This is a genomic window from Rhizocola hellebori, from assembly GCF_016862955.1.
In the GTDB taxonomy this organism is placed as follows: domain Bacteria; phylum Actinomycetota; class Actinomycetes; order Mycobacteriales; family Micromonosporaceae; genus Rhizocola; species Rhizocola hellebori.
The window spans coordinates 1-1,724 of record NZ_BONY01000184.1 but is presented as its reverse complement, the minus strand read 5'-3'; the positions used below and the strand labels follow the sequence as shown (position 1 = coordinate 1,724).

Annotated in this window: 2 rRNA genes; both read right to left on the bottom strand. The window is 56.3% G+C overall.

The annotated features are described in order from the left end of the window. Window position 1: 1 nt before the first annotated feature. Window positions 2-118 (bottom strand): 5S ribosomal RNA (rrf, locus tag Rhe02_RS49395). Between the two features lie 92 nt (window positions 119-210). Further along, window positions 211-1,724 (bottom strand): 23S ribosomal RNA (locus tag Rhe02_RS49390); the annotation flags it as partial.

The window sequence follows — 1,724 nt, the reverse complement described above, 5'->3', positions numbered from 1 at the left end:
TGTCCGGCGGTGTCCTACTCTCCCACACCATCGCTAGTGCAGTACCATCGGCGCTGGTGGGCTTAGCTTCCGGGTTCGGAATGTTGCCGGGCGTTTCCCCACCGCAATAACCGCCGTAACTTTATTAACCTGTCAAACTTCCCTTTTGGTGGGGTTGTTTGCAAGCTGTGATGTGCAAAGTGGACGCGTGCAGTGTTGTTTCTGCGTGTTTGTGTGAAGTCCTCGGCCGATTAGTACCAGTCAACTGAACCCATTGCTGGGCTTACATTTCTGGCCTATCTACCCGCTGGTCTGGGCGGGGGCCTTACCCCACATTGCTGTGGGTGGGAAACTTGGTCTTGAAGCGGGCTTCCCGCTTAGATGCTTTCAGCGGTTATCCCTTCCGAACGTGGCTAACCAGCCGTGCCCCTGGCGGGACAACTGGCACACTAGAGGTTCGTCCGTCCCGGTCCTCTCGTACTAGGGACAGCCCTTCTCAGGTTTCCTGCGCGCGCGGCGGATAGGGACCGAACTGTCTCACGACGTTCTAAACCCAGCTCGCGTACCGCTTTAATGGGCGAACAGCCCAACCCTTGGGACCTACTCCAGCCCCAGGATGCGACGAGCCGACATCGAGGTGCCAAACCATCCCGTCGATATGGACTCTTGGGGAAGATCAGCCTGTTATCCCCGGGGTACCTTTTATCCGTTGAGCGACACCGCTTCCACATGCCGGTGCCGGATCACTAGTCCCGACTTTCGTCCCTGCTCGACCTGTCAGTCTCACAGTCAAGCTCCCTTGTGCACTTACGTTCAACACCTGATTGCCAACCAGGCTGAGGGAACCTTTGGGCGCCTCCGTTACTTTTTGGGAGGCAACCGCCCCAGTTAAACTACCCACCAGACACTGTCCCAAACCCCGATCAGGGGCTGTGGTTAGATACCCAATACGACCAGAGTGGTATTTCAAGATTGCCTCCACCAGCACTGGCGTGCCGGCTTCATAGGCTCCCACCTATCCTACACAAGCAGTATCGAATATCAATGTCAAGCTATAGTGAAGGTCCCGGGGTCTTTCCGTCCTGCCGCGCGTAACGAGCATCTTTACTCGTACTGCAATTTCGCCGGGCCTGTGGTTGAGACAGTGGGGAAGTCGTTACGCCATTCGTGCAGGTCGGAACTTACCCGACAAGGAATTTCGCTACCTTAGGATGGTTATAGTTACCACCGCCGTTTACTGGCGCTTCAATTCTCAGCTTCGCCCCGAAGAGCTAACCGGTCCTTTTAACGTTCCAGCACCGGGCAGGCGTCAGTCCATATACAGCGTCTTACGACTTCGCATGGACCTGTGTTTTTAGTAAACAGTCGCTTCCCCCTGCTCTCTGCGACCCACCCCAGCTCCAGAAGTAAATTCTCTCACCAGGCTGGGCCCCCCTTCTCCCTAAGTTACGGGGGCAATTTGCCGAGTTCCTTAACCACAGTTCGCCCGATCGCCTCGGTATTCTCTACCTGACCACCTGTGTCGGTTTGGGGTACGGGCCGCGCACAACATCGCTAGAGGCTTTTCTCGGCAGCATAGGATCACTGACTTCACCTGATACGGCTCGGCGTCACGTCTCACCCTATGTGCACCACGGATTTACCTATGGTGCGGGCTACACGCTTACCCCAGGACAACCACCGCCTGGGCTCAGCTACCTTCCTGCGTCACCCCATCACTCACCTACAAACCCAACAGGTCCCAA